This is a genomic window from Spiribacter salilacus, assembly GCF_009649225.1.
GTDB classification, from domain to species: domain Bacteria; phylum Pseudomonadota; class Gammaproteobacteria; order Nitrococcales; family Nitrococcaceae; genus Spiribacter; species Spiribacter salilacus.
Genome location: NZ_WJPP01000003.1, coordinates 136,432 through 155,379, shown reverse-complemented (window position 1 = coordinate 155,379; position 18,948 = coordinate 136,432). Strand labels below are relative to the sequence as shown.

The following is an 18,948-nucleotide window of genomic DNA, read 5'->3' as shown; positions in this document are numbered from 1 at the left end:
CAGTGCTCTCCTAGAATAATGTAAACAGCCAGAGTAAGGCGGGTACCAAAAGGGCCGTGAGTGCGGCGTTAAGCCCCATGCCCAGTCCCGCATAAGCGCCGGCACGTTCACTGTGCTGAAAAGCACTGGCAGTGGCAATGCCATGCGCGGCCACGCCTACGGCAAAGCCTTTAGTGCTTGCTTTACGCTCACCCAGTAGCCGCAGTAAAGGCACACCCACAATTGCCCCGGTGATGCCGGTTAAAATAACAAAAACTGCCGTGAGGGAGGGAATCCCGCCAACGCGCTCAGCCACACCCATGGCAACGGGCGTTGTGGCCGACTTAGGTAATAACGAGAGAATGATCTCGCGCTCAAGCCCTAACCCGGTACCGAGCACTAGGGCTGCAACAATGGCGGTGGTTGAGCCGGCGATCAGCGCGATGCTAAGGGGTAACCAGAGCCGTCGCAGCTGCTGGGCATGCGAATACAAGGGTACTGCCAGTGCCACGGTGGCGGGTCCTAATAGAAAGTGAACAAACTGTGCCCCGGCAAAATACTGCTCATAGGTGGTGTTAGTGAGAGCCAAAATCCCAACCAGTAAGATGACTGCGATGAGCACCGGGTTGAGCAGCGCAAATCCATTGGCCGCCTTAAATAAGGCATGAGCGGCGGCATAACAGACGAGCGTGAGCGTAAGCCATAGCAGTGGCTGCTCGGCTAGGTAGACCCAGACCTCAAATAACTCAGTCATGTTGTTCTGCCTTTCTGCGGGTCAGTAAGCGCAGCGTAAGGGCGGTAACAACAATCGCCAGCATTGTGCTCGCGATAATGGTAATGCCCAATGCCGCCCAATTGGCCTCGATAATGGCCAAATAACTCATGACGCCCACGCCCGCCGGAACAAACAGTAACGATAGATGCTGAAGCAAGCCGGTTGCCAGCTGATTAAGTGGTGTAGGCGTGCTGCCACGAAGGCCTAACCCAATAAATAGCAACAGCATGCCAATGACGGGGCCAGGAAGGGGTAGGCCAAGTGCGCGCACCACAATTTCGCCGATCAGTTGCAGGGTCAGCAATAAAGCCAAAAACCCAATCACGACGCTTGCCGTTCCTTTAGCAGACAGTCGCGTGCGGCATTAAGTTGAGCGGCAAGATAGTCGGTGCCGCCGCGATCTGGGTGGATCTTTTGCATGAGTCGGCGATGGGCGCTCAGAATCTCATCTCGACTGGCATTCAGGGCAACGCCGAGTAGCTCTGCAGCCTCTTCTGGCGTCATTTTGCCGCGTTGTTTTGGCGTTTCACCCGATTGGGTTTGGGATTGGGCGCCTGTTTTTAAAGGCAGAAAACGCAAAATAGAGGCCAGTCGCCAAAGCACTGGTAAGGCCGCGCCAATGGCACCAAAAATCCAATTTAAACGCCCGGTGATTGCCAAAAAAACCGCGGCACCGCCAATCGCGCCCAGTACTAGCATAGGCGCTCTTGCGCGCAGCCAAGCACGCAGGCGCGGCGAGAGCATAAAGGCGATAAACGCAACCAGTAGCGCAATTGAGAAAATTCGCATCATGGCAGTGGTGCTTTGGTTTCGTTTGTCATAAAGCGATGCGCATGGCGCAGAAGCACCATAATCACGGCGGCAACGGGCAGTGCGATTAACACGCCAACAAAACCGAATAGCTGCCCACCGGCAAGCACCGCAAAAATGACAGCCACCGGATGTAAGCCAATGCGGTCGCCCACCAACAACGGAGTGAGCGCAACGGACTCAAGCGTTTGGCCGAGCGCAAAGACACCCCAAACGAGGATTAGCGGAATCAACCAATCGCTAAATTGGAATATGGCAGCAACGCTAGCGGCAGTAATGCCAACGATAAATCCGAGGTACGGCACAATAGCGGCTAGGCCTGAGAGCATGCCGATCAAAATACCCAGATCAAGGCCAATTAAACGTAAACCGACGCCATAGATAACGCCTAGGCTGATCATCACTAAAAGCTGGCCTCGTAAAAAAGCCCCCACCACTTCATCGCATTCCTGCCCGAGTTGGCGTGTTGTGTTCCGCCAGCGGGGCGGGAGGACATTAACGGCGGCTTGGAGCACCCGATCCCAATCACGCAGCAGATAAAAAGCAACAACCGGCACGAGTGTGAGCAATGCAATGGCGCCGACCAGGGCAAAGCCTGAGCGCGTTGCTTGAGAAAGAATATCGGCAACAAGATTGCCGGTAGACTGCCAATGCTCACTGATCGCGCTGCGAACGGCATCCAGATCAAGATCTCCGAGCTCTAAACCGGTGACCCGCTGTAGCCATGGCAAAAACTCGTTCTGCAGCCAAATGAGCATGCCAGGCAATTGCGATTGTAATAAATCAATCTGCCGGCCGATCATCGGTATGAGCAGCATCACACCAATGACAAAAAGACCGGTTAAGATGGTGAACACGATGATGACAGCCGCGGTGCGCCCTAGCCCCGCTTGTACAAGACGACGGGTGGGCGGGTTGGCCAAATACGCCAGCAGCGCGCCTGCAATAAAAGGCGTAAGAATGGGGCGGAGTAGATAAAGCGTGATGCCGCTTACTACCAATAAACCCAATGCGAGGGCGCCTCGCTGAATGCGCAGTGCATCATTCATCAAAATAGAATACCTCAAAGGCATACATTGCGCTGAATTTCGCGCTAAGGTATCAAATAACAAGGGTAAAATGCTTCCTGTTGGAGAAACATTGTGCGAAATCCCAACCAAGTTCTCATTTGGATCGGTGTATTTTTAGCGGCGGTTGCGGCGTTATGCGGTTTGTTATTTGCCCCGCTTAGTGAGGCTTTTTTTGCTAATCCCGTTTTTAACGGGATGATTTTGTTGGTGCTGTTTATCGGCCTGATTGTTAATAGCCGGCAGGTCTTAATCTTAAAGCCCGAAGTTGATTGGGTGGAAGGCTTTAGAAATAGCCAGGGTGGTCAGGCACCAGAGATTGCGGGCAGTCGGCTGCTGGGCTCCATGGCACAAATGCTTACCGGGCGCCAGGGTGATCGGTTTAGCCTCTCAGCAATGTCTCTGCGCACAGTGCTTGATGGCATACGCATGCGTTTGGACGAGTCTCGGGATATCTCCCGCTACCTGATTGGATTATTGGTTTTTCTGGGTCTGCTTGGCACCTTTTGGGGCTTATTGGATACGCTGCGCGCGGTGGGTAACGTCATTGGGGGCTTAGAGATGACGGCTGGTGGTGATGCCGGCGCGATCTTTAGCCAGCTGCGGGATGGCCTAGAAAGCCCACTCACCGGGATGGGCACAGCATTTAGCTCGTCCCTTTTTGGGCTGGCCGGCGCGTTAGTGCTGGGGTTTGTGGACCTGCAAGCCTCACACGCGCAGAGTCGCTTCTATAACGATCTTGAAGAATGGCTATCAGGTCAGACGCGCCTTTCCAGCGGCGCGCTCGGCGGCGATGCCGAGGGCTCTGTGCCCGCCTATATTCAGGCGTTACTGGAGAATACGGCTGATAGCCTAGATAAGTTGCAGCGTATTATGACGCGGGGTGATGAGGAACGGCGGGCGGTTGATGCCCGCATGATCGAGCTAACCGAAGAGGTGTCGCGCTTAGCGGATCAGGGTCGCAGTGAGCAAAAGGGCTTGATTGGGCTAACCCGCACGCAGGCGGAGCTGCAGGGCGTGTTAACCCGCCTTTCTGAGGCTACCGAGGGGCAGGCAGGGCAATCCACAGAGCAGATCGAACAGCTACGCGCCATGGTGCATGGCTTACACGATCTGCGGTCCGATTTAAGTGCAGATCGAGAACGTTTGCTGACTGAACTGCGCGATGAGATTCGGTTGTTGACACGCACCGTGTCGCATCTTGGCAATAACGAGCAAGACTGAGTTAAGGCATGTTAGGTAGCTCACGCCGTAATCGCGCTTCGGTCAATATCTGGCCGGGTTTTGTGGATGCGCTGGCCACGGTGTTGTTGGCGTTTGTCTTTATGCTGCTTTTGTTTGTTGTTGCACAGCTGTTTATGAGTACACAGCTAACCGATCGCAACCGAGCGCTGGAGGCCTTGCAGGCGGAGCTCAGCGAGATGGCGGATGCACTGGCTTTATCGCGCGGCCAGCAGGAGCAACTTGAAGACGAAGTCTCCAACCTCTATGCCGAATTGCATGCCACTTTATCGCAGCGCGATCAGGCGCAGGCCGACTTGGCCCTGAGTGAAGAAGCACTAGCTGCCGCCCGGGAAGAAATTGCGGTGGGTGAAGATGCGCTGACAGCCCGATTAATTGAAATTGCGAGCCTTCAGCAAGACATTGCGGCACTTAGAGAGGTGCGCGAGACACTGGAAGCGGAGATTGCCGAGCGCACCCGTGAGCTGGGTGCCGAAAGAGATCGGAGCATGGAGTTGGCCGCTGAATTGGCCGATGCCGAAGAGCGAACCGTGCTTGCGCAGCGTGAGATTGAAGCAAAAGACATGCGCATTCGCGATTTAGTGATGGAAGTTGCCGATCGGCAAGAAGCGTTGAATAGTGAACAAAGGCTCAGCGCAAGTGCTGAAGCACGCGTGGAGGCGTTGCGGCGGCAGTTACGGGCACTGAGAACCCAAATTTCTGCATTGGCAGAGACGCTAAGAATTGAAGAACAAACCGTTGCTGAGCAGCAAGCCGAAATCGATACGTTAGTCGAGCGGCTGAATATTGCCTTGGCGGAAGAAGTTCAGGAGCTTACCAGCTATCGCTCGGAGTTTTTTGGTCGCTTGCGCGAAGTACTCGGTGATATTGAGGAAATCGAAATCATCGGCGATCGGTTCCGCTTTCAATCTGAGCTGTTTTTCGAAACAGCCTCAGCGGAGTTAGGAGCAGAAGGCGAGGTACGCTTGGGGCAAGTGGCTAGCGTATTGCAACGCGTGGCAGAACGCATTCCCGATGAAATCGAATGGGTATTACAAGTTGAAGGGCATACCGATCGACGCCCGATTAATACCCCTGAGTTCCCGTCTAATTGGGAGCTTTCAAGCGCACGAGCGCAGTCGATCGTCTATTTTCTTATCGAGCAAGGCATACCCGCTGAGCGGCTCTCAGCCGTGGGCTATGGCGAATTTCAGCCGGTTGCGGATGGCGATGATGCGGAGTCATTCGCGCGTAATCGTCGCATTGAGCTCAGACTGACGAGCCGTTAGTTCAGTCGGCATGTCCATGCCGCTCATTTCCAAAAAGCGCCGTGCGGGCGGCGAGAGTGCCCGGCCGCGCCGCGAAATAGCACCATAGGTTCGCTTTGGAAAAATATCAGGCAATGATCGAATGGCAAGATTAGCCGGCGCCTCTGCCAAGCAAACGTTACTCACAATCGCAATGCCAAAGCCTAAGCTCACGTAGCGCTTAACGGCTTCCCAGCTGCCAACCTCTAGTTTGACGCGGTATTGAATGGCCTGTTGCTCAAACACTAAGTTAATTAGGCGCCACGTTGTCATGTCTCGAGGCGGAATGATGTAGTCCTGATTCGCTAAATCGCGGGTGCTAATCACATCACGCTCGGCTAACGGATGATCTGGAGGAGTAATAAGCGATAAGCCATACGAGTAAATGGCTTGATAGCGAAGCTCATTAGGTAAATCAAGAACAGCCCCTACCGCAAAATCCATCCGGTCGGTGCGCAGGGCTTCTAGCATGTCGCCAACCGATAGGTTGTGCAGGCGAACCTGCACGTTGGGATGCTGCGCCATAAAACGCTCGAGCAGCGGCGGGAGAAGATACAGTGTAGATGACTGTCCCGCGCCAATATCCAAATAACCGCCGTCTAAAGACTGGCTGCCTTTGGCAAATTGAGTTGGTAAATCATCAATGTTTGCCACCATGGTTTGCGCCATGGCATGGAGTGCCTGTCCATCATTAGTCAATCGAATTCTCGGGCCTCTGCGTTCAAAAAGAATCACGCCTAGTTCGCGCTCAAGGCTTTGAATTTGCAGCGATACCGAGGGTTGTGTGAGTTCGAGCCGTTCGGCCGCACGAGAAATGCTGCCAAGCTCTGCGGCAAAGCAGAATGCGCGTAATTGACGGAGCCGATCGTAGCGATATTTAGCCATAATTAGTATTGCCTAAATTTATGATATGTATTGTTTACATTGTCTTGTGTAATGTTGCAACGCCACATATCGTGACCCTTGGAATAACAAGAGGAGCGAGATTGATGGCTAAGCTACGGACTGCTGCAGAAATTCAAAAAGACTGGGAAACCAATCCCCGCTGGAAAGACGTTACCCGTCCTTATCCGGCTGAGGAAGTGGTTCGCTTGCGGGGAACGGTTCCGATCGAACATTCCCTAGCCGCGTTAGGTGCTGAGAAGCTTTGGGGTTATCTCACAGAGGGCAAGCTAGATTACGTGAATGCGCTGGGCGCGTTAACGGGCAATCAGGCCATGCAGCAAGTTAAAGCGGGGCTGCATGCCATTTATTTGTCAGGCTGGCAGGTGGCAGCAGATGCCAACTTAGCCGGCACGATGTATCCCGATCAGTCTCTCTACCCGGCCGATTCTGTGCCCGCCGTGGTGGAGCGCATTAATAACGCACTGCTACGTGCCGATGAGATTCATCATGCCGAGGGCAATGACGATGTTGACTGGATGCAGCCAATTGTTGCTGATGCCGAGGCCGGCTTTGGTGGCGTACTGAATGCATTTGAATTGATGAAAGGCATGATTCGCGCAGGGGCTGCCGGTGTGCACTTTGAGGATCAGCTGGCGTCGGTCAAAAAATGTGGGCACATGGGCGGTAAGGTTTTGGTGCCAACGCAAGAAGCCGTGCAAAAGCTGGTCGCCGCTCGGTTAGCGGCCGATACAATGGATACATCCACGTTGGTGGTGGCGCGTACAGATGCGCTGGCGGCCGATTTGATCACCTCAGACATTGATGAATACGATGCGCCTTATATTACGGGCGAGCGCACGGTGGAAGGCTTTTTCCGTACGGATGCGGGTGAGGCCCAGGCCATTAGCCGCGGATTGGCCTATGCGCCGTATGCGGATTTGCTGTGGTGCGAAACCGGTACGCCGGATTTGGCATTTGCCCGTCGGTTTGCTGAGGCTATTCATAAAGAGCATCCCAATCAGATGCTGGCTTATAACTGCTCGCCGTCGTTTAACTGGCGCGGCAAGCTGGATGAGGCCACCATTGCCAAGTTCCAAAATGAGCTTGGGGCGATGGGTTATAAGTTCCAGTTCATTACACTGGCAGGCTTCCACAGCCTGAATTACTCCATGTTTGAGCTAGCCCGTGGCTATAAGAGCCGGCAGATGGCAGCCTATTCAGAGCTGCAGGAAGCCGAGTTTGCCTCGGAAAAAGATGGCTACACAGCCACCCGTCATCAGCGCGAAGTGGGTGCGGGTTACTTTGATCAGGTTACCCAGCTAATTCAGGGCGGTGGTTCTTCGGTTACCGCCATGACTGGGTCGACTGAAGAGGAGCAGTTTACTCACGGCTAATCGTGGGTGGGCAGTGGATGCGGGCTGTATTAAAGGTGCAGCCCGCGATCCCATGCGGCAAGCACAGACTCGTGCAATGCCTCAGATACCGTGGGATGAGGAAAGACCGTTGCTAGCAATTCCGCCTCGGTCGTCTCAAGTGCCTGTCCTACTGCGTAGGTGCTGATGAGTTCGGTTACCTGAGCCCCGATGAGGTGGGCACCCAGCAGCTCGCCGGTGTGCGTATCAAAAATGGTTTTCACCAGACCCTCGGTTTCACCCAAGGCTTGCGCCTTACCATTGCCGATGAGTGGGAAGCGGCCGACTCGGATTTCGTAGCCCCGCTCAAGCGCACGCTGCTCAGTTAACCCAATGCTGGCTACTTGTGGATGGCAGTAGGTGCAGGAGGGAATTTGTTCCGGCTTTGGAAGATGCGCTTCTGGATTCCCTAGTAAACGTTCTACGCAAGCAATGGCCTCATGGCTGGCTTTATGAGCAAGCCAGGGGGCACCAGCCACATCGCCAATCGCATACACGCCCGGCTCTGCAGTGGCAGCGGACTCATCCGTCACAATGTGTCCGTCTTTGACCGTCACGGCCGTGTTCTCAAGCCCTAGTGATTCCACATTGCCGGTAATGCCAGCCGCCAGAATGGCGCGATCAACTTTTAATGTCGTCGCCGCGTCGTTAGGCCCGGTGAGTATGAGTTCAACGTGGTCATCGTTAGGTTGGCAGGCTGTTACGCGTGTGCCGGTGTGGCATGCAATGCCATCTGCTTTCAGCTGTTCAGTCAGCAGTTTTGAAATTTCAGCATCTTCAGTGGGCAGGATTTGGTTCGCCATTTCTATGACGGTGACATCGCTGCCGATGGTGGCGTAAAAGCTGGCAAATTCCACGCCAATTGCGCCGCCGCCAATCACCGCAAGACGCTTGGGTAGTTCGGTGGGTGTCATGGCTTCGCGCGCGGTCCATAGGCGATCGCCATCAGGTTTCAAACCCGGTAGCTCGCGGGGACGGGCACCGGTTGCCAAAATAATGGCATCGGCACTGAGGATGCGTTCGCCCGCGGTTTCGCTCACCTTAATACGGCCTTGGCCCAGCAGTGAGGCATGACCGCTAATCAGTGGGATGTCATGTTTGCGCAACAGCCCACGCACCCCCCGATTAAGTTGCCCTGCCACGGCCCGAGAGCGGGCAACGGCTTTTTCCAAATCAAATTTTGGGTGGGTGTCCAGTATGACGCCGAAGGCATCTGCCGTCTTGGCCTGGCGTAATAGATCCGCGGAATGCAGTAGGGTTTTGGTGGGAATGCAGCCCCAATTCAAGCAAACGCCGCCGGGCTCTGCGGCCTCGATGACGGCGCAGCTCGCCCCCAACTGTGCGGCGCGAATGGCGGCCACATAGCCGCCAGGGCCAGCACCAATAACGATGATTTGATAATCGGCCATTTAAACGAGCACCGAGAGTGGGTTTTCAAGCAAGTCGCGCAAGCAGGCTAAGAATTCAGCGGCAACGGCGCCGTCAATGGCGCGATGATCAGCTGAGAGCGTTAGCGTGAGCTGCTGACCTACGGCCAGTTCGCCTTCTTTTACAACGGGGCGCTGCTCAACCGCACCCACGGCCAAAATGGCGGCTTGCGGTGGATTGATAATGGCGGAAAATTCTTTAATGCCATACATCCCCAGGTTGCTGATGGTGAAACCACCGCCTTGATACGCACTGGGTGGCAATTGACCCGCCCGCGCGCGGCTGGCCAGATCAGCAACTTCGGCTGCCATGTTGACCAGCGTTTTTTCTTCGGCCTTGCGGATAACGGGCGTGATGAGCCCGCCCTCGGTTGCTACCGCAACGCTGATATCTGAGTGGGTGTACTGCAGCAGCCCCGTTTCCTGCCAGGACACGTTTACCGCGGGCTGCTCCTGCAAGGCGATTGCAACTGCTTTAATTAAAAAATCATTGACCGACAGTCGATAGGGTTGTTTTGCTTTTTCACCGCGGGCATTCAGTGTGCTCCGAACCTCGAGCAACGCCTCCATGGCGCAATCCAGTGTGAGATAAAAATGCGGAATCGTCTGCTTTGATTCCGTTAAACGACGCGCGATGGTCTTGCGCATGCCAGAGTGTTCTAAAAGTGCCTGTCCTGGAAGTGCCTGTCCTAAATGTGCCTGTCCTTCTAAATCCTCTACATCGATACGGACAACGCGGCCGCGTGGGCCACTGCCGGTAAGGGTGGTCAGGTCAATTCCGCGCTCTTTGGCAATGCGACGGGCTAATGGACTAGCAAAGGGCCGTGATGTTGAAGCAGGCTGTGGTGCTGACGCAGCCGGTGATGGTGCGGGCGCTGCAGGCATAGCCGCTGCTGCTTCTGCTGGCGTGGGCTCAGGCTTGGGCTCAGGTTCGGCTGGGGCTGCGGCGGCAGGCGGATTGGCTGTGGTTGATGGTAGGGCACTGGCATCTTCGCCGGGTGCGAGTAGCCAACCGATAACACGACCGACGGTCACTTCATCGGTGCCGTCGGGCACATCGATGCGACCGAGCACGCCACCCGCCGGGGCAGTCAACTCCATAATGGCCTTGTCAGTTTCAACCTCGGCAATGACGTCGCCCTCGGTGATGGAATCTCCCTCGGCTTTTAGCCAGCGAACCAGCGTGGCGCTTTCCATGCCAGCGGTGGCTGCCGTCATTTCAATCGATATTGGCACGGCGTTGTTCTCCTTAGTTCGCGTTGGCGGGAAGGGGGCGGCCCTGCGCTGCCATGACGTTGCGCAGGCCTTCTTCCACTTCTTCCACATCGGCACAGGCAGCGCGCTCAAGGACCTTCGAGATACTAGGCGATGCCTCACCACCCAGCACGCGCTGAATTGGCTGATCTAACCAATCAAAGAACCGGCGCTGAATTTCGTCGCTTAAAAATCCGCCCCAGGAGGTACCCAGCGGCCCCTGTTCCACAATCAGTACGTTATTGGTGCGCTGAATGCTCTCGCCAAGGGTGTCCCAATCAATGCCAGCGCGATCGAGGCTGCGCATATCGATCACCTCGGCATCAACGCCAAGCGCCTCTGCCGCCGTGCAGCAACGTTCAACCATCGATAAATAGCTGATCACCGTCACTGCACTGCCCTTACGAACCACTTTGGCTTTACCCAGCGGGATGAAGTAGTCCAAATCGTTGGTGGGTGAGGGGAAACGCGCGTTATAGAGGTCGGTATGCTCAATCACCAAAACGGGATCTTCGCACTGCAGGGCGCTATTCATTAGCCCGACGTAGTCATAAGGTGTACTCGGGGCAACAATGCGCCAGCCAGGGGACGTGGCGAACAGTCCGGCTGGGTCCATGGAGTGTTGAGAGCCGTAGCCGGTGCCCATGGCTACTTTGGTACGGAGCACGAATGGCATTGCGCTATCGCCGCCAAACATGTGTCGGGCCTTTGCGATTTGGTTGAACACCTGATCAGCGGCTACCCACATAAAATCGGGGTACATAAACTCGACCACGGGGCGATAGCGCCCATCCATTGCAATGCCACCGCCAAGTCCGGCAAATGCATTTTCGCTGATGGGTGTGCCTAGGCAGCGGTCAGGGAAGTCTTCAGATAGCCCACGAGTGGCCCCATTGGTGCCGCCTTTGAGGCGATGCACATCTTCGCCCATCACCACGATGCGGTCATCTTGGCTCATACGCCGATGCATAACCTCGGCTACTGTATCGACAAAGCGCCGACTCTCTAAGTTGCCGGTGTAGTCCTCTTGTTCCACATACCGCACGCCCTCAAACTCGGTAAGATCTCCACGAATATGGGCATCACGAAAGTCAGCGGACGGCCATAGATGCTCACGAATAGCGGGTTTTTCACCACTGCTATCAACCAACGCTTCAGTGGCTTCTTGCATCGCATCACGCGCGGCGGTGTTGAGTGTTTCTATGCCTGTTTGATCGATCATGCCTTGGTCGATCATTTGTTGGGCGACGCGGTTAATGGGGTCACGCGCGCGCCATGCGTCTTCTTCCTCACGGGTACGGTAGCCAAAGGCACTGCCGGGTAGTGGGCCGTTTTGATGGAAAAAGCGATAGACATCTGCCTCAACAATGGTCGGGCCATCGCCGCGACGCATGGTTGCGACGGCCTCTTCCATCGCCAAATTCACGGCCAGTGGGTCCATGCCATCCACTTTCCAAGCGGGAATGCCAAAGGCCTGGCCGCGGGAGGAGAGTCGCGGCTCGGCAGTCACTTCGCTAATTTCGGTTGAAACGGCGTATTGGTTGTTTTCAATAAAAAAGCACAATGGCAGCTTCCAGGCAGCAGCCAGGTTCATTGTCTCGAGGACCGAGCCAATATTGGCGGCGCCGTCGCCAAAATAGGTTACCGCCACGTCTCCTGTGCCTGCGTGGCGATGTGCCCAAGCCGCCCCGGCTGCCATGGGCACGCCGCCACCAACAATTGCGTTGGTGCCTAATACGCCAGCTTCATCCCAGCGCAGATGCATTGAGCCACCGCGCCCGCGACAAAATCCTTGCGCTAGGCCCATGATTTCCGCAAGCGTTCGGGTGAGTAAGGTTTGGATGTCTGGGTTAATGGGGTTGGCTGGATCCATGCCGTCAGGCATTAAATAGTGTAGCGCTTTGCCTAAAAAGTGATGATGGCCACGATGGGAGCCGTTAATTTGGTCGCTTGCCCGCAAAGCCAAAATGGAGCCCACTGCGCCGCCTTCCTGCCCGATGCTTGAATGCGCGGGTCCATGCACAAGCCCTTTACCAACCAGTTCGAGCACGGCCTCTTCAAAAGCACGAATGATCTGCATGCTGGTGAGTAGCGTGCCAAGATGCTTGGCGTTTGTGCCTGTCCAATCAGTGGTTGTGCTTTCAAGCACACACCATGGCGCAAGCGCCTCAAGTCTCTCCTTACTTGGCATGAAGGCCTCCTCCTGCTGCGGTTAGTGCCGCTTGTTTTCTATTATCTTGCTACGTGTCAGGTTATCATACAAGTTCAAACGATTTAATGAATAGGGTGAATAGGGGACAGCCATGCCAAACGCCGCTTTAACTGCCGTGATCACCGGTGCTGCTGGAGAAATTGGTATTGCTATTGCCGAGCGACTAGCCAACGCAGGCTATCGCCTTGTACTCAGCGACCTTGATTTATCGCGGCTCGATACGCTAGCCGCCGACCTCCCAGCTCATTCCGTACTCGCCACGCAGCGCCACGACGTCGCCTCAATGGCTGATGCCGAAGCCTTGGCAAAAACCTGTGCCACATTAAGGACAGGCACTTTAAGGACAGGCATCGATTGTGTGGTCTGCTCCGCCGGTTTGTATGAGGACTTGGCGATTGAAGAGGTTGGGCCCGAGGAATGGCGGCGCAGTATGGCCGTGAATTTGGATGGCACGTTTTATACGGTGCAGGCGCTGCGGCCCTACTTGAGTGAAGGCAGTGCGGTGGTGAATATTGCCTCGGTGGCGGGGCATCGGGGCAGTGTGAGCCACACCCCCTATGCGGCTGCTAAAGGCGGCGTACTCACGCTAACGCGCAGCTTGGCTCAGGAGTTGGCGCCGAAAACGCGGGTGAATGCGGTGTCGCCCGGTTTAATTGATACCCGCATGATTCAGGCGCTGGATGCTGATAAGCGCAACGCGATGGTGGCGGCAATGCCATTGCAGCGTTTGGGGACTGCCGCCGAGGTGGCTGATGTGGTGGTATTTCTCGCTAGCCCCGCGGCGGGTTACATTACCGGCGAGACGATTCACGTTAATGGTGGTCATTACCTGCATAGCTAACGTCAGGGAGAGTCAAGTTATGGCAGTCAGCGAAGCCCGTCCAATCAAACGGCCTGAGGCCCTACCGACCGAGGTGGCCCGGTTGCTCAGGGCGGCTATCGAGCAAGGGCAATTCCGTCCAGGCGAGCAGCTACCCACGCAGCAGGCGCTTGGTGATACCTATGGCGTGAGTCGCTCTGTGATTCGTGAGGCGGTTTCGCTGCTCAAATCCGATGGATTAGTCATTTCTCAACAAGGGCGTGGACAGTTTGTTAATCCGGAAGGGAGCAGCGTTTTTCGGCTGGATGCCGATATTGAAGATGCCAATAGTCTGCCCAGCCTGATTGAATTTCTTGTTTCTGTTGAGTCGCAGGCAGCAGGACATGCCGCACGCCGTCGAACCACCGCGCAGCTTGCTGAAATTACCCAATGCCTTGATGCATTATCGGCGGCAATTGCCAATCAAAGTGATGGTATCGCTGAAGATTTGCAGTTTCATCGCGCTATTCTGGCGGCTACGCAAAATGAATACTTTATCGGTTTTGGTGATTTTTTAGAGGCTCGAGTGCGAGGCTTGATTCGCACCGCGCGAATGAACACCGCCCGCCAAGATGGGCTTGTTTATCAGGTTCAGCAAGAGCATGAAGCCATTCATGCGGCGATTGCTGCGCAAGATGCCGAAGCCGCTCAGCACGCCGCGCAGCAGCATTTACAAAACGCTGCTGCGCGATTGCGTGGCTACCGTGCAAATCAGACGCCGTAGCGTTTATCGAGTTCTAAATAGGCATCTGTGCCGATAATTTCTTCGCGGCCTTTAAAGGTGACCATGCGATCAGACATGGCGCCACTATCACCATCGCGTGCGATCACAGCCAGCGTATCCTGCATCGCCTTAATGGCGGCACGTTGAGTGTCGCTGGGAATAATAATGATGCTATAGCCAAGCTCGCCCAGACGATCAGCCGGCATTAACGGCGTTTTGCCGCCATGGAACATATTAATGAGCTTGGGCTGAGGCAGATCTTTGGCAATTTGCTCAATCTGCTCAACAGAGGTGGGTGCCTCAACGAAGATCACATCAGCGCCGGCGTCCATGTAGGCATGAGCGCGTTCCATGGTTGGGCCATAGCCCTCAACGGCCAGCCCGTCTGTACGCGCAATGAGCACACTATCGGGATTTTCTAACGCATCTCTTACCGCAATAATTTTTTGCGTCATCTCGCGAGTTGGCACGATGGATTTATCATCGTAGTGTCCGCAACGCTTGGGAAATACCTGATCTTCTAAATGAAAGCCGGCCACGCCAGCACGCTCAAAGGCCCGGGCTGTTTTTTGTGCGTTCAGCGCATTGCCATGCCCCGTGTCTGCATCGCCAATCAAAGGAATGGTGGTGACATCCACCATAGACTCGAGTCGTTTTACAATTTCATCAAGGCTCATCAGCCCTAAGTCAGGGATACCGGTGCTCCGCGCAATGCCACCCCCTGTCGCATAAACCGCGGGAAAGCCGGCTTGCTCAACCAACCGGGCAGACAAACCATCGAAAGCCCCGGGCGCAACCACAGGCGCGTTGTTTTCAAGCAACTGGCGTAATTGACGGGCGGTAGACATGATCTTGCTCTCCTTGTCATTAGAATTCTGCGGATATTGTCGCCTAACTTGGTCGTGAGAAGAAATTCTATCATCGGTCATTCTGGAATTGCCGAGGTCGCAAACTGAAAACCCCGTTCAAACATCGTGTTGCATGATCGGTCGAACAAACGGTTGGCTACATAATGGATGGGGAGATTGAAAGAATGAGCAAAGGACATCAGTACATCGGCGTGAACGACGCCAACACGGTTCACGTCAATAGCGTGGACCAATCAGACCGCAAGGTTCCAATTAATTTGCGTCAGTCGGGGCGAACCCCTGTTGAAATGCTGATTTCTACGCGAGTGCGCAAATCACCCTATTGGCATCTGGCCCATCAGGCAGGGTGCTGGCGTGCCACCGTCTATAATCGGATGTATCACCCGCGTGGTTATGTAAAGCCGGAAGACGGCGGCGCGATGGTGGAATATGACGCGCTGGTGAATCACGTCACCATGTGGAACGTGGCCGTTGAGCGTCAGATCCAGGTGAAAGGCCCGGATGCCGAGGCCTTTGTTGATTATGTGATTACGCGTGATGCCACCAAAATTAAGCCAATGCATGGCAAATACGTCATCTTGTGTAACGAAGATGGCGGCATTCTTAATGATCCAGTGCTGCTGCGTATTTCAGAAGACGAGTTTTGGTTCTCGCTATCCGATAGTGATCTCGAGTTCTGGTTGCGGGGCGTGAATATCGCCAAGCAGTTTAACGTCAGCATCGCTGAGATTGACGTGGCACCGGTGCAGATTCAGGGGCCGAAGTCAGAAGATCTGATGGCTGATCTGCTGGGTGATGAGGTGCGGAGTATTCCTTATTATGGCCTGATGGCCGGCAAGGTGGGCGGCCGTGATGTGATCGTTTCACAAACCGGCTTTACCGGTGAGAAGGGCTATGAGATCTATCTGCGGGATGCCACTCTTTATGCCGAAGATATGTGGAATGCGGTGTTGGCTGCCGGTAAAAAACATAACCTGATGGTGATTGCGCCAGCGCATCATCGCCGTATCGCCGCAGGTATTTTGTCTTGGGGTCAGGATATTGACCAAGAGACGCTGCCGTTTCAGTGCAACTTGGCTTATCAGGTGCCGCGTAATAAAGCGGCAGACTACATTGGCAAGGCAGCGCTCGAGGCCGCTCGCGCAAAAATTGAAGCTGGCAATCCGCCGTTTAAGCTTAAAATGGTGGGTATTTCATTCGGTGGCCTGCCGATCACCGACTATGCGCCTGATTTTTGGCTAATTGCCAAGCCGGGTGGTGACGAGGCGGTGGGTTATGTCAGCTCGCCTTGGTACTCCCCAGAGCTGGAGACCAATATCGCGCTGGCCTGGGTGCCGGTTGAGATGACAGATTCGGGTACCGCGCTGGAAGTCTGGCTACCCGATGAGTACACCCAGGGTCTGCCGTCTAACCGGATTGCCGGTCAGGTTCGAGACGTACCGTTTAGGCCGTCCGTTAACCCCAACGCCCGTGAGGTGGCAAAAACCCGCGGTCTGGATTACGCAGACTAACGAGGCGTGATGTTAAGGCTGCTCATTGCCTGATTTGGGCATGGGCAGCCTTTTTCTTTGCCACCATTTATGCCCTTCGGCAACTGCGATGACGGGCAGGCTCACTAAAATGGCAAGGATCCATTCGCGGACACCCAATGAGTGGGTGTCAAACAAAAACTGCATCGGGGGTGCATACGTAAATGCGATTTGCGCCAAAATAATGAAAACTCCCGCCATCGGCACGTAGCGATTCCCCAAAACTCCCGATAGATTGAATGAGCTCTGGTGCAGTCGTCGCGCTGAGAACAAATACCACACCTCAAACAAAACCAGCGTGTTAACTGCCAATGTCCTTGCTTCGGCTAGCTCGGCGCCTTGTGAACGCTCCCACAAAAAAATGGCCATCGTGCCGATTACCATGGTGCAAGCGACAAGGATTAGTCGAGATCCCATCCCCTTAGGAATTAAAGGCCCATCGGCTGCCCGTGGTGCACGCCCCATAACTCCTTCTTCTGCCGGTTCAAAGGCCAAAGCCAGGGCCAATGTGACGGCGGTGATCATGTTGACCCACAAGATTTGTGGCGGGGTGATGGGTAACGTCAGTCCAATAAATACCGCGGCCACCAGTATTAACGACTGAGCGGCGTTAGTTGGCAGCATGAACAGTATCGATTTGACGATATTGTCGTAAATGACACGTCCTTCACGAATCGCTGCTGCAATCGTGGCGAAGTTGTCATCAGCTAGTACAACCTCTGAGGCCTCACGCGCTGCATCAGTCCCCTGCTGCCCCATCGCCACACCCACATCGGCGCGCTTCAGGGCGGGCGCATCGTTCACGCCATCACCAGTCATGGCAACGATTTCACCATTTGCCTGCAGTGCTTTAACCAGACGTAACTTATGGGCGGGAGAAACGCGGGCAAATACCGATGCCTGTCCCGCTTTAGCAGAAAAATCGGCATCGCTGAGAGCGTCTAGTTCAGCGCCGGTAACGCCCCGCCCGGTATCCTCCAAGCCCAACTGTTGCCCAATTGCTGCCGCGGTGTGGGCATGATCTCCAGTGATCATCTTCACGCGAATACCGGCGCGACGGCATGCAGCGACGGCCTTAATGGCCTCTTCACGGGGCGGGTCAATGATCGCTACAAGGCCGAGCAAGGTCAGGTCTTCGGGTTGATGATCAAGGTCCATTTTAAAATCATCGTGCGAGACGATACGCTCGGCCACAGCTAATAATCGCAGCCCCCGCTCGGCCATGGCTTCTGCTTTTCTATGCCACTCGTCCTCATCGATGCCTTGGCATCGTGGAACCACCGCCTCTGGCGCACCTTTAACAACTAATCGATGCTCACCATTAATGTCATGCAGGCTTGCCATGTAGCGGTGGGTAGAGTCAAACGGAATACCCTCCAAGCGCGGATGGGCTTGTCTTAGTGCATTCGGTTCTAAACCAAGGGTTTGCGCATAAACCAATAAAGCGGCTTCCATCGGGTCGCCACTGATTTTCAGTGAGTCATCTTTGTTCACGCTCACAGTGGCATCGCTGCAAAGACTGACCGCCTCGCCCAAGCGTTGCTCAGAGCCATTGGCGATGGCCACTTCTTGGACAGTCATCTCATTACGCGTCAGAGTGCCGGTTTTATCGGAGCAAATCACGGTAATCGAGCCCAGCGTTTCAACAGCGGGCAGGCGGCGAATAATGGCATTGCGACGTGCTAGGCGCTGCACCCCAAGCGCTAGCGTGATGGTCATAATGGCTGGCAGACCCTCGGGAATAGCTGCCACGGCAAGACCAACCGCTGCCATAAACATCTCTACCGCCGAGAACCCGTGCAACACCACGCCGGCCACTGCGGTGATGGCACTAACGGCCAAAATAATGACGGAGAGTTGTTTGCCTAAACGATTGAGTCGCCGGAGTAATGGGGTGGTCACGTTCTCAACGCTTGCGAGCATTTCTGTGACTTGGCCAAGTTCAGTTCGATCGGCAGTGGCAACCACTATGCCTGTGCCTTCACCTGTGGCGACAAGCGTGCCTGCGTAGGCCATTCCATGCCTGTCCCCTAGCGCCGCCTCAGAATCCACCTGCGCGCCGGTCTTTTCAACGGGCACAGATTCTCCGGTGAGCGCTGATTCGTCAATGGAAAGGCCGCGGGCTGTTGCAATGCGCACGTCTGCACTGATGCGCCCACCAGGTTCTAAAATCAGAATATCGCCAGGGACAACTTCGGTGGCGCTAATCGTTTCGCGCTGACCATTGCGACGAACCATCGCCTCCGGCGCAAGCATGCTGCGGATGGCGTCCATTGCACTTTCGGCCTTGCCTTCCTGAATAAAGCCAATAAGGGCATTAATGATGACGACGAGCGCGATAACGGCGGTGTCGATCCAATGACCGAGCGCGGCGGTGACCAGCGCTGCGCCAATCAGGACATAAATCAGTATGTTGTGAAATTGCGCTGCTAGACGAGCTAGCCAACCGCGTTGGGCTGGCGCAGCGGCAACATTGCGTCCGTATTGTTTTAGGCGGTCAGCGGCCTCGTCATGCGTGAGGCCGTCGTGACGGGTATCAAGATGCTCAATGGCTTTTTCGGCCGAGTGCGCATGCCATTGAACCCGATCAGTGTCTTTTTCCACAGCAAACATCCTGT

The 18,948-nt window shown here is 55.1% G+C and carries 16 protein-coding genes; 6 read left to right on the top strand and 10 right to left on the bottom strand.

What is annotated here, in order from left to right; genetic code table 11:
- Nucleotides 1–10: 10 nt before the first annotated feature.
- From GH984_RS06280 to GH984_RS06265, 4 genes are read right to left on the bottom strand one after another with little or no spacing between them, the layout of a single operon-like run.
- Nucleotides 11–733, bottom strand: coding sequence for an LrgB family protein (locus GH984_RS06280; RefSeq protein ID WP_153719362.1), 723 nt, complete (start codon nt 731–733; stop codon nt 11–13).
- A complete protein-coding gene (locus GH984_RS06275) occupies nt 726–1,079 on the bottom strand; it encodes a CidA/LrgA family protein (RefSeq protein ID WP_369691971.1) in 354 nt (117 codons plus the stop codon). Before GH984_RS06275 ends, GH984_RS06280 begins: the two co-directional genes overlap by 8 nt.
- Nucleotides 1,076–1,546 (bottom strand): J domain-containing protein, encoded by a 471-nt coding sequence (locus GH984_RS06270; protein ID WP_153719360.1) that lies wholly within the window; start codon nt 1,544–1,546, stop codon nt 1,076–1,078. The genes GH984_RS06275 and GH984_RS06270 overlap by 4 nt, the downstream gene beginning before the upstream one ends.
- On the bottom strand, nt 1,543–2,613 hold the full coding sequence (locus GH984_RS06265) for an AI-2E family transporter (protein WP_153719359.1): 1,071 nt from the start codon (nt 2,611–2,613) through the stop codon (nt 1,543–1,545). The genes GH984_RS06270 and GH984_RS06265 overlap by 4 nt, the downstream gene beginning before the upstream one ends.
- A gap of 93 nt (nt 2,614–2,706) precedes the next feature.
- Between GH984_RS06265 and GH984_RS06260 the strand changes: the two genes are divergently transcribed.
- Nucleotides 2,707–3,855 (top strand): flagellar motor protein MotA, encoded by a 1,149-nt coding sequence (locus GH984_RS06260; protein WP_369691970.1) that lies wholly within the window; start codon nt 2,707–2,709, stop codon nt 3,853–3,855.
- 8 nt (nt 3,856–3,863) lie between these two features.
- Entirely contained in the window at nt 3,864–5,141 is a 1,278-nt protein-coding gene (locus GH984_RS06255; protein ID WP_153719358.1) for a peptidoglycan-binding protein, read from the top strand.
- Here GH984_RS06255 and GH984_RS06250 read toward each other — a convergent pair.
- A complete protein-coding gene (locus GH984_RS06250) occupies nt 5,094–6,044 on the bottom strand; it encodes a LysR family transcriptional regulator (protein WP_153719357.1) in 951 nt (316 codons plus the stop codon). The genes GH984_RS06255 and GH984_RS06250 overlap by 48 nt on opposite strands.
- A 104-nt stretch (nt 6,045–6,148) precedes the next feature.
- Here GH984_RS06250 and aceA point away from each other — a divergent pair, with 104 nt between their 5' ends.
- Entirely contained in the window at nt 6,149–7,438 is a 1,290-nt protein-coding gene (gene aceA / locus GH984_RS06245; RefSeq protein WP_153719356.1) for an isocitrate lyase, read from the top strand.
- A gap of 29 nt (nt 7,439–7,467) precedes the next feature.
- On the opposite strand, the gene lpdA is transcribed toward aceA, so the two are convergent.
- Genes lpdA through GH984_RS06230 form a run of 3 tightly spaced genes read right to left on the bottom strand, consistent with a single transcriptional unit; the run spans nt 7,468 to nt 12,328 of the window.
- Nucleotides 7,468–8,865: a dihydrolipoyl dehydrogenase gene (gene lpdA / locus GH984_RS06240; RefSeq protein WP_153719355.1), complete on the bottom strand. Its 1,398-nt coding sequence runs from the start codon at nt 8,863–8,865 to the stop codon at nt 7,468–7,470.
- The gene (locus GH984_RS06235; protein WP_216643631.1) at nt 8,866–10,119 is read right to left on the bottom strand and encodes a dihydrolipoamide acetyltransferase family protein; all 1,254 of its coding nucleotides are present in this window, start codon (nt 10,117–10,119) and stop codon (nt 8,866–8,868) included.
- Nucleotides 10,120–10,132: 13 nt separating this feature from the next.
- Entirely contained in the window at nt 10,133–12,328 is a 2,196-nt protein-coding gene (locus GH984_RS06230) for an alpha-ketoacid dehydrogenase subunit alpha/beta (RefSeq protein WP_153719354.1), read from the bottom strand.
- A gap of 112 nt (nt 12,329–12,440) precedes the next feature.
- Between GH984_RS06230 and GH984_RS06225 the strand changes: the two genes are divergently transcribed.
- Together GH984_RS06225 and GH984_RS06220 are read left to right on the top strand one after the other, a co-directional pair.
- The gene (locus GH984_RS06225) at nt 12,441–13,190 is read left to right on the top strand and encodes an SDR family NAD(P)-dependent oxidoreductase (protein WP_153719353.1); all 750 of its coding nucleotides are present in this window, start codon (nt 12,441–12,443) and stop codon (nt 13,188–13,190) included.
- A 19-nt stretch (nt 13,191–13,209) separates the two neighbouring features.
- Nucleotides 13,210–13,932, top strand: coding sequence for a FadR/GntR family transcriptional regulator (locus GH984_RS06220; protein WP_172973188.1), 723 nt, complete (start codon nt 13,210–13,212; stop codon nt 13,930–13,932).
- Here GH984_RS06220 and GH984_RS06215 read toward each other — a convergent pair.
- Nucleotides 13,920–14,780: an isocitrate lyase/PEP mutase family protein gene (locus GH984_RS06215; protein WP_153719351.1), complete on the bottom strand. Its 861-nt coding sequence runs from the start codon at nt 14,778–14,780 to the stop codon at nt 13,920–13,922. The two genes, GH984_RS06220 and GH984_RS06215, sit on opposite strands and share 13 nt — an antisense overlap.
- Nucleotides 14,781–14,965: 185 nt before the next feature.
- Here GH984_RS06215 and GH984_RS06210 point away from each other — a divergent pair, with 185 nt between their 5' ends.
- Nucleotides 14,966–16,312 carry a glycine cleavage T C-terminal barrel domain-containing protein gene (locus GH984_RS06210; RefSeq protein ID WP_153719350.1) on the top strand — a complete coding sequence of 449 codons (1,347 nt, stop codon included), beginning with the start codon at nt 14,966–14,968 and terminating at the stop codon, nt 16,310–16,312.
- A 12-nt stretch (nt 16,313–16,324) separates the two neighbouring features.
- On the opposite strand, the gene GH984_RS06205 is transcribed toward GH984_RS06210, so the two are convergent.
- Nucleotides 16,325–18,943, bottom strand: coding sequence for a cation-translocating P-type ATPase (locus tag GH984_RS06205; protein WP_153719349.1), 2,619 nt, complete (start codon nt 18,941–18,943; stop codon nt 16,325–16,327).
- Nucleotides 18,944–18,948 lie beyond the last annotated feature (5 nt).

What these genes read in the sequence shown, in the direction of transcription:
- GH984_RS06280 (WP_153719362.1), bottom strand. Translation starts at nt 733, where the DNA reads ATGACTGAGTTATTTGAGGTCTGGGTCTACCTAGCCGAGCAGCCACTG.
- GH984_RS06270 (WP_153719360.1), bottom strand. Translation starts at nt 1,546, where the DNA reads ATGATGCGAATTTTCTCAATTGCGCTACTGGTTGCGTTTATCGCCTTT.
- GH984_RS06265 (WP_153719359.1), bottom strand. Translation starts at nt 2,613, where the DNA reads ATGAATGATGCACTGCGCATTCAGCGAGGCGCCCTCGCATTGGGTTTA.
- GH984_RS06255 (WP_153719358.1), top strand. Translation starts at nt 3,864, where the DNA reads ATGTTAGGTAGCTCACGCCGTAATCGCGCTTCGGTCAATATCTGGCCG.
- GH984_RS06250 (WP_153719357.1), bottom strand. Translation starts at nt 6,044, where the DNA reads ATGGCTAAATATCGCTACGATCGGCTCCGTCAATTACGCGCATTCTGC.
- aceA (WP_153719356.1), top strand. Translation starts at nt 6,149, where the DNA reads ATGGCTAAGCTACGGACTGCTGCAGAAATTCAAAAAGACTGGGAAACC.
- lpdA (WP_153719355.1), bottom strand. Translation starts at nt 8,865, where the DNA reads ATGGCCGATTATCAAATCATCGTTATTGGTGCTGGCCCTGGCGGCTAT.
- GH984_RS06230 (WP_153719354.1), bottom strand. Translation starts at nt 12,328, where the DNA reads ATGCCAAGTAAGGAGAGACTTGAGGCGCTTGCGCCATGGTGTGTGCTT.
- GH984_RS06225 (WP_153719353.1), top strand. Translation starts at nt 12,441, where the DNA reads ATGCCAAACGCCGCTTTAACTGCCGTGATCACCGGTGCTGCTGGAGAA.
- GH984_RS06220 (WP_172973188.1), top strand. Translation starts at nt 13,210, where the DNA reads ATGGCAGTCAGCGAAGCCCGTCCAATCAAACGGCCTGAGGCCCTACCG.
- GH984_RS06215 (WP_153719351.1), bottom strand. Translation starts at nt 14,780, where the DNA reads ATGTCTACCGCCCGTCAATTACGCCAGTTGCTTGAAAACAACGCGCCT.
- GH984_RS06210 (WP_153719350.1), top strand. Translation starts at nt 14,966, where the DNA reads ATGAGCAAAGGACATCAGTACATCGGCGTGAACGACGCCAACACGGTT.
- GH984_RS06205 (WP_153719349.1), bottom strand. Translation starts at nt 18,943, where the DNA reads ATGTTTGCTGTGGAAAAAGACACTGATCGGGTTCAATGGCATGCGCAC.